This window comes from Anaerosphaera multitolerans (assembly GCF_004006535.1).
Lineage (GTDB): Bacteria > Bacillota > Clostridia > Tissierellales > Peptoniphilaceae > Anaerosphaera > Anaerosphaera multitolerans.
This window is the reverse complement of record NZ_RLIH01000017.1, coordinates 34,369-42,411: the sequence shown is the minus strand read 5'-3', so window position 1 is coordinate 42,411 and position 8,043 is coordinate 34,369. Positions and strand designations below refer to the sequence as shown.

The window sequence follows — 8,043 nt, the reverse complement described above, 5'->3', positions numbered from 1 at the left end:
AAAATTAAAAGGAAGTGACATTGTGGAAAAAACTAAAAAGAAATTTAAGGCGCCTGATGCCCTAGTATTAATTTTTTCATTATTGATTATCTGTTCAATTTTAACCTATGTTGTACCTGCTGGAGAATATGACAGATATGTAGATGAAACTACTGGTATTGAAATGGTAGATCCTGAGAGTTACCATAACGTTGAACAATCTCCGGTATCTCTGTGGCAATTGCTTATGTCCATACCTAAAGGTATGAACGAATCAGCTGGAATTATAAACTTTTTATTTATAATAGGTGGAGCTTTTGGAGTTTTACAGGATACGGGTACTTTAGATGCACTTATAAATAAAGTGGTTAAGAAATTAAAGGGTAGAGAACGATTAATTATTCCGTTTTTCTTAGTATTTTGGGGGCTTGGCGGTTCAATTCTTGGAAACTTTGAAGAGTGTTTGGCCTTTGTACCTATGCAAATAATGTTGTGTTTAGCGTTGGGATTTGACTCAATAGTGGGACTTGCTCTAGGACTTTGTGGTGTATGTGTTGGTTATATGGGAGCTATTATGAATGCATTTACCGTAGCCATAGCACAACAAATAGCGGGACTTCCCGTATACAGTGGTATGGGTTTTAGATTAGTAGTTTGGACGGTATTGTTAATAACTGCAATAATATACATATGGAACTATGCCGGAAAGATAAAAAAGGATCCTACATTAAGTTTGATGTATGAGGAAGATAAACATAGCAAGTATAGAGATCAGCAAATTGATGATGTGGATTTCACAAGAAAACATATCGCAGTACTATTATCATTTTTAGTAGGTGTAGGTGTAATAATTTATGGTGTAATAGTACATGGATTTTATATAACTGAAATGGGAGCTGTGTTTATAGCGCTAACTGTAGTAATGGGATTACTTGGCGGTATGGGCTTAAACGGTACTGTAGATTCTTTTGTAAAAGGTGCTCACAATTTATTGTATGCTTGTATCTGTGTTGGCTTTGCAAGAGCGCTTACTATAGTTATGGCTGACGGTAAAATGTTAGACGTAATAGTACATGGAGTTACTGGCGTATTAAAGGGACTTCCTGCCATAATAAGTGCACCGTTGATGTTCGTAGTTCAAGCTATAATAAATATTATAATGCCTTCAGGTTCAGGTCAGGCTGTAGTAACTATGCCTATAATGGTACCTATTGCCGATGTATTGGGAATTACCAGACAGTCAGCAGTACTTGCATTCCAAATGGGGGACGGTTTAACAAACCTGTTTACTCCAACAGGAGCGCCTTTAATGGCAGGACTTGCTATTGCAGGAATATCTTGGGGTAAGTGGATGAAGTGGTTTGCAAAATTATTCTTTGCTTGGACAGTTATAGCAATAATTGCTATGATGGTTGCAGTAAGTATAGGTTATGGACCGTTTTAAATATAATAAAAGAGTTAATTCCTAAGAATTAACTCTTTTTCTATGTCAGTATTGAAAAATTTAACTTATTATAGTCATCGCTTAGAATACATTAATTTTTAAATTGATAAACACCATTTTCCAAAGTAACATTTACTTTTAATAACTCGCTAAAAAATTCTTGTGGGACATAAGTTACTCCCTGAACTCTTTTAGGATTTTCAAAATTTACTTCTGATTCATATTCATTATTTAAAATTGTAACTTTTAAATCGTCCTTTTCTATTTCAATGGACTTATCGGAGTCCTTCCAAGTAATTTTAAATTCCATACTTTCGGAAATTTCTCTTAAAGGAAAGAGATCATCACTGAGAAGGGAATTTTTTAAAGTCATTTCTTCGCCGCCTATAACTATCTTTTCTCTATTTACTTCCATAGGCTCTTTATCTTCAGTTTGCTCTACATTATTATCAAGTATTACTACTAGGTTTGGTGTAGTTTGTGCAGGAATACTCCTGGTAGAAACACCATAAAGTACAGCTAAAGTATTACCTTTAATGTCTTCTGCTGTCTTGGCAGTTAAGTTTTCATCTAGAATTTTAACATCTTCACTTAGATTTAATTTTAAAAGGTTATCCGAACTTACTAGAGAATCATTAAAACTACTAACTTTTAAAAATATAGGAGTCTCGCCTTGTATAATTATTAACTTGGGAGATAAGACAGGCGGAAAACTCATTCCAACTGGAGTCTTTGATGGATATGCCACAGTTATTTCAGCGCCTTCCACTATATCTTCAGCTTTAGCTTTTTCAGAATTTTCTCCATTTAAAATTAAAGTCTTGTCGGAAATGGAAAGACGTATTTCATTTTCCTTGTCATCTTCATTGTACTTAAACAATATTTCAGAGATAGTTTTTTCGTCCTCTTCTTTTACAATAGATTTAATTTCACCGTTATGAAGTACATATTCCTTTTCGGGTATATCTGTAGTACTTTCAGCAAAGGCACTTACAGGTAACAAGGATAAAATTAAAACCGGTACCAACAACAATTTTTTTAACATTTAATCACCCTCCTAAATATAATATAAACTGAAACAACTTACATTTTTATATTAACATAAAAATTTCATGGGGAAGTGAAAATTTAATAATTGAGGGTATATTTTAGGTGAAAAGAGCAATGTTTAAAACAATTTTAAGGTTGTATAAGCAGAAAATTTATTTTTAATAAAGGTTGGAAGTTTTTTAAACATAAACCTTCAAAAATTTCGAAACTTTTGAAAGTAAAGTAAGATAGGATTTTAATTAATTTAATTGGGAGCTGTGAAAATGAATTTGTTGAATATTATAAAAGGCAGACGGAGTATTCGAAAATATTCTGATAAAAAAATAAGTGAAGAGGACTTACGTGAAATTGTAGAGGCGGGAATTTGGGCTCCCTCAGGTCAAAATAGACAGCCTTGGTACTACGTGGTAATACATAGTGAAAGTGAAATGAAAAGAGTTAGAAATTACTTTCAGGGTATACTTCCGTCTTTGGAAGAAGAGTTAAAGAAGTCTTTACCCCGCCACGAGGAAATAATACGAGAAACTTTAGATTTCACTAAAGATTTGGGGAATGCAGATGCGGTTATACTGGCTTTTTTACAGAAAGATTATGAAGATATTGTTGGAGCAATGTATGATAGTGTGGCAGCGGGAATTCAAAATATGCTGCTAATGGCATATTCAAAGGAAATAGGCTCCTGTTGGCAAACATCACCAAGATTTATTGAAGATGAACTCCGCAGGTACTATGCTCCAGGAAAAGGTAAACTTGTTGGCTGTGTAACTTTGGGATACGCTTTGGAAGAGGGAAGGGCAACAGTTCGAAAAGATGGAAGAGTTAAATTTTTATAGGTCGGAGATGTAAAAATAAGAAGAGGTGGAAATATGAGGGGTTTTAAAAAACAAAGAATTTTTTCAAGTGTGCTGGAAGTTATAATTTTAATAGCTGTTATAAAGACAGCCATATTTTCTTTTTTCACCATGGGACTTTTAATTAACGATAGATGTGAAAAGAAAAAGCTTGTTAATGGAAAGGGAGAAGTAGAAAAACCTAATCCTAAGGAGGAGTGATTATGAGGACTTATTCAAAAGTTTTGCAAATCTTTACTTTAATTGGCATTTTTGCCGCAGCTTTATTTAGTTTTATAAGTTTGCTGATTTTTGCTGAAGAATTATTAAAAAAGGGAGCAGATAGTTAAATAACCCGGGTTTATTCCGGGTTATATTCACGTTTTAAAATACATATTAAATTTGTAGTTGTCCCTTCCTTTGAAAGAGTTGAATTTATTATTTCCAACATTTTTTCCATATTATTAAGTATCTTGTCAACTTCTTGCGTATCTATTTCAAGACCTAAAAACTTAATAGGTTAAAATGTACAGTTAGTTAATGATTTGAATTTTCAATGTAGCCTTTCAAGGCCTCAACATAGTCCTCTATTGACCATTTGAAATCATTTGGTATTTCCGTAACATATAATTCTTCAATTACTCCCTTTTCATCAGACATATACCTAAGTGCGGCAAGTACTCTTTGATTGTCTTTTTTTCTGCGGTAATCCAAGATGTCAAAATGAGTTCCGCCAAATACAAAACCGCTAACGGATTCAAAGACGCGAAGCTCTTTAATTTTTGTAATTTCATCAATATCATATCCGTTTTTTCTATAGTAATCTGTATAATAGCTGCCCTTAGTATTTACAGATTTTTTATAGCGAAAATTAAATTTATTATCCATAACCCTATCCTTTAAAACATATTTTAAAAATCTCACTGAATTTTTTATACAGCATATTGAAAAAAATGTCAACAGATTGAATTATCAGAATATGTTTATCGGATATTGTAAGTATGGTAGAATTACTTTAAAGTGAGGATTGTTTGAAGAGAAAAATTTGAAGTTTTAAAACAGATTAAAAAGGAGTGTTAATATGGATTTAAGTCTTTGGAAGGTATTGGATAAGTTAAAAAATGATTATGAGTGGGTGGATTTAACTTATGAGCTAAGTCCTAATACTCCCCATTGGATAGGTTGGGATAATCTTGAGGTTGAAGAAAAGTGTAACTTAACCAACTCTATATTTAATGCCAGCGCCTATAAAACAGTGGGACAGTACGGAACCCATGTTGATGCGCCCTTCCATATGGTAGAGGGTGGAAGGACTTTAGATGAGATAGAGATTAAGGAAATGGTATATCCCTTATGTGTAATTGATTTGGAGCAAAAAGTACTTGAAGATGATAACTATGTAATGACTGTTGAAGATATTAAGGAGTGGGAAGAAAAGTACGGTGAAATTCCTCAAGGAGCTTTTGTAGTTTTTCAAAGCGGATGGTCAAAAAGAGACCCTAAAACCATGGATAACTTTGACGATGAGGGTAACAGAAATTTTCCGGGTTGGGGATTGGAAGCTTTAAAGTACCTAGTTGAGAATAGAAAAATAGGAGCAATAGGACATGAAACTTCTGATACGGAATCTCCAATTTCTTCGGGAAAGACTGACTATGAAGTGGAATACTATATTTTAGATCAGGATAGAATTCAAATTGAATTGTTAAAGAATGTGGAAAAATGTCCTCCAAAGGGCGGATTGATTTTCTGTACCTTTCCAAAGTTGGTAGATGGTAGCGGATATCCTGCAAGGTGCTTTGCAATAATTCCTAAAAACTAAAAAAGAAATATTTAAAACGTAGATTAATATATAATGAAGATAATTTTTCAATAGGTCACCAAGATTTCTTTTCAGGATAGAATATAAAAGAGACAGTGAACTTTAGGCGATTATAAATAAAGAAGTATAAGGTGGTTTAGTATTTGTGCTGAATTATACCAAAAGAGTATTACAGTAAAGGTTATATTATGCTAATTTAAACTGTGGGGTAAAGCATGCTTTATTTTCACAGTTTTTTGTTTTTATGTTAAACTAAAGTAAAGAAGTATGAGAACTTATTAAAATAATTTTATTTAAATAGCTTAGCTACAGTTTCAAACTTAAATAGAAAAGTTAATCTTGGAGGTTCATATGGCTAAACAATATACAAAGGAAACCATTCAAAGTGTATTTATAGAAATGTTAAATGAAAGGCCGCTTAGTAAAATTACTATAAAAGAAATTGCAGAGAGAAGTGAAATTAATCGAAATACTTTTTATTACCATTATGAGGATATATACGAATTATTGTCCGAAATTTTTCAAAAGGAAATTGAAACCTTTATTAATGAATATAATGATACTCTTTCATGGGAGGATAGTTTTATTTCAGCAAGTAGATTTGCTCTGGAAAATAAAAAGGCAATTTACCACATATACAATTCAATGCAAAGAGAAGAGTTGAGAGATTACATATACAATGTGGCGGGAGAGGTAATGGGAAAGTATGTAGAGAGAGTAAATAGGAATATAGGAGCAAGCAAGGAAGATGAGATAATGGTTAAGGAATTTTACCAATGTGCCTTAACGGAAATGGTACTTCGCTGGATATCAACGGGAATGAAAGAAGATCCCAATCTTGTAATAAAACGAATCGGAAAGCTTTTTGACGGAAATATTGAAAGGTCTCTAAGTAGAAGCGGTAGCCTATAGTTGGGCATTTTACAGTGTGTGCCTAAAAAACAGTTAATCTTGGGGTGGTGTCTAAAAATCAGACACCACCCTTTCTTTATCTAATGAAAGTCCTTTTTTTAAATAGTACTATGTAATTACAAAAGAAATTAAGAGATTTTAGAAAGAGGGATAAATATGAAAATTAAAACTTATGATGACAGATTAACTTTAACTAATGGAAATTATCACACTTTGGTAAATGCAAGAAAACCTGAAGGTGTTGATGAAAAGCAGGCTTACTTAGTTGGAACGGGGATAGCTGCCCTTGCTGCAGGATGTTTTTTAATCAGAGATGCAAAAATGGAGGGAAGTAAAATCACTTTCTTAGAGCAGCTGGATATTGCAGGTGGTTCTCTTGACGGAAATGTAAGAACTGCAGGTTACGTTGCACGTGGTGGACGTGAAATGGGACATCATTTTGAGGTGCTTTGGGATTTATTTAGCTCTCTTCCGTCTACAGAGGATCCCAGTATGTCGGTGTTGGATTATTTCTATTATACAAATTATGACGATCCTAACTTCAGTAACTGTCGTATAACTGAAAATCAAGGGGAGAGGTATGACAATGGAAAGTTTAATTTGGGACAGGATTTGGCAAAGGAATTAGCTCTCTTTGTAACTAAGTCTGATGAATCATTGGAAAACAAAACTATGGAAGATGTATTTTCAGATGAGTTTTTAGAAAGTGATTTCTGGACCTATTGGAGAACTATGTTTGCCTTTGAAAACTGGCACAGTGCCCTTGAAATGAAATTGTATATGAATCGTTTTATTCACCACGTTGGAGGACTACCTGACCTATCTGCACTACAATTTTCAAGACATGACCAATATACTTCCTTTGTAAAACCAATGGTTAAGTTTTTAGAGGAAAATGGAGCTAATTTTAAATATGGAGTAACTGTTGAAAATGTAGAGTTTGAAATAACTGAATCAAAGAAGGTAGCTAAAAAAATAGTTGCAACTGATAAATCCGGAAAGGATATTTCCATTGATCTAAGTGAAAATGATCTGGTATTTATAACTAACGGTTCAATGACTGAAAGTTCAGGCTATGGCGACGACCACACACCTGCACCTTTTAACAGGGAAGTTGAAGGAAGCTGGAAGTTATGGAGAAATATTGCAGCTCAGTCTAAAGAATTTGGAAATCCTGATAAATTCTGTACTGACGTTGAAAAATCAAATTGGGAATCCTGTACAGTAACTTGTCATGACGATCAAGTTCCTAAGTATATTGAAAAGATTACAAAACGTTCACCTTATGGAGGAAGGACAGTGACCGGAGGAATAGTTACCGCAAAAGACTCTTCATGGCTAATGAGTTGGACTATAAATCGTCAGGAACAGTATTATGGTCAACCGGAAAATGACATTGTCGTTTGGGTATATGGATTGTTTTCCGACGTGCCGGGAGATTATATAAAGAAGCCGATGAGAGATTGTACAGGCAAGGAAATTACAAAGGAATGGCTGTACCACATAGGTGTTCCTGTAGATGAAATTGAGAGATTAGCGGAAACCTGTAGTGCAGTACCGGTGATGATGCCCTATATAACTTCCCAGTTTATGCCTCGTGAATTTGGAGACCGTCCATTTGTAGTACCTAAAAAAGCTGTTAACTTTGCCTTTATAGGTCAGTTTGCTGAAACGCTGGATAAACCGGGACGTGACACCGTATTTACAATTGAATATTCAGGACGTACTGCAATGGAGGCTGTATATGTATTGACCGGAGTTGAAAAGGGAGTTCCTGAGGTGTTTGCTTCAAGATATGATATAAGGTATCTGTTAAATGCAGGTAAGTGTTTACTTGATGGTGAAAATCCTGAAATAAACATACCTCCGATTATAAAGAAAAAGATTTTAAAAGAAATTGCCGGAACTGAACTGGAAGAACTTTTAAAGGAGTATGAAATTGTTTAAAGAAATTAAATCCCAAGCTGTGTGTTTGGGATTTAGTTCTACTTGTAGGAGGTGTTTTA

General features: G+C 33.9%; 9 protein-coding genes. 7 read left to right on the top strand and 2 right to left on the bottom strand.

From position 1 onward, the window contains the following. A partial coding sequence (locus EF514_RS09610) for a YfcC family protein (protein ID WP_338067660.1) occupies positions 1-1,423 on the top strand: 1,423 nt, incomplete at its 5' end. A 91-nt stretch (positions 1,424-1,514) separates the two neighbouring features. On the opposite strand, the gene EF514_RS09605 is transcribed toward EF514_RS09610, so the two are convergent. Continuing rightward, on the bottom strand, positions 1,515-2,468 hold the full coding sequence (locus tag EF514_RS09605) for a copper amine oxidase N-terminal domain-containing protein (protein WP_127725234.1): 954 nt from the start codon (positions 2,466-2,468) through the stop codon (positions 1,515-1,517). Positions 2,469-2,736: 268 nt separating this feature from the next. Here EF514_RS09605 and EF514_RS09600 point away from each other — a divergent pair, with 268 nt between their 5' ends. Genes EF514_RS09600 through EF514_RS11005 form a run of 3 tightly spaced genes read left to right on the top strand, consistent with a single transcriptional unit; the run spans position 2,737 to position 3,653 of the window. Next, positions 2,737-3,306 carry a nitroreductase family protein gene (locus EF514_RS09600; RefSeq protein WP_127725233.1) on the top strand — a complete coding sequence of 190 codons (570 nt, stop codon included), beginning with the start codon at positions 2,737-2,739 and terminating at the stop codon, positions 3,304-3,306. 33 nt (positions 3,307-3,339) lie between these two features. Next, positions 3,340-3,525, top strand: a complete 186-nt coding sequence (locus tag EF514_RS09595; protein ID WP_127725232.1) for a hypothetical protein — start codon at positions 3,340-3,342, stop codon at positions 3,523-3,525. Positions 3,526-3,527: 2 nt separating this feature from the next. Next, positions 3,528-3,653 (top strand): hypothetical protein, encoded by a 126-nt coding sequence (locus EF514_RS11005; protein ID WP_276317189.1) that lies wholly within the window; start codon positions 3,528-3,530, stop codon positions 3,651-3,653. A 187-nt stretch (positions 3,654-3,840) separates the two neighbouring features. On the opposite strand, the gene EF514_RS09590 is transcribed toward EF514_RS11005, so the two are convergent. Next, positions 3,841-4,191 carry a hypothetical protein gene (locus EF514_RS09590; RefSeq protein WP_127725231.1) on the bottom strand — a complete coding sequence of 117 codons (351 nt, stop codon included), beginning with the start codon at positions 4,189-4,191 and terminating at the stop codon, positions 3,841-3,843. Positions 4,192-4,384: 193 nt separating this feature from the next. Here EF514_RS09590 and EF514_RS09585 point away from each other — a divergent pair, with 193 nt between their 5' ends. The 3 genes from EF514_RS09585 (at position 4,385) to EF514_RS09575 (ending at position 7,984) form a co-directional block, all read left to right on the top strand. After that, positions 4,385-5,125: a cyclase family protein gene (locus tag EF514_RS09585; RefSeq protein WP_127725230.1), complete on the top strand. Its 741-nt coding sequence runs from the start codon at positions 4,385-4,387 to the stop codon at positions 5,123-5,125. Positions 5,126-5,476: 351 nt separating this feature from the next. Then, the gene (locus tag EF514_RS09580; protein ID WP_127725229.1) at positions 5,477-6,037 is read left to right on the top strand and encodes a TetR/AcrR family transcriptional regulator; all 561 of its coding nucleotides are present in this window, start codon (positions 5,477-5,479) and stop codon (positions 6,035-6,037) included. 156 nt (positions 6,038-6,193) lie between these two features. Then, positions 6,194-7,984, top strand: a complete 1,791-nt coding sequence (locus tag EF514_RS09575) for an oleate hydratase (protein ID WP_127725228.1) — start codon at positions 6,194-6,196, stop codon at positions 7,982-7,984. Positions 7,985-8,043 lie beyond the last annotated feature (59 nt).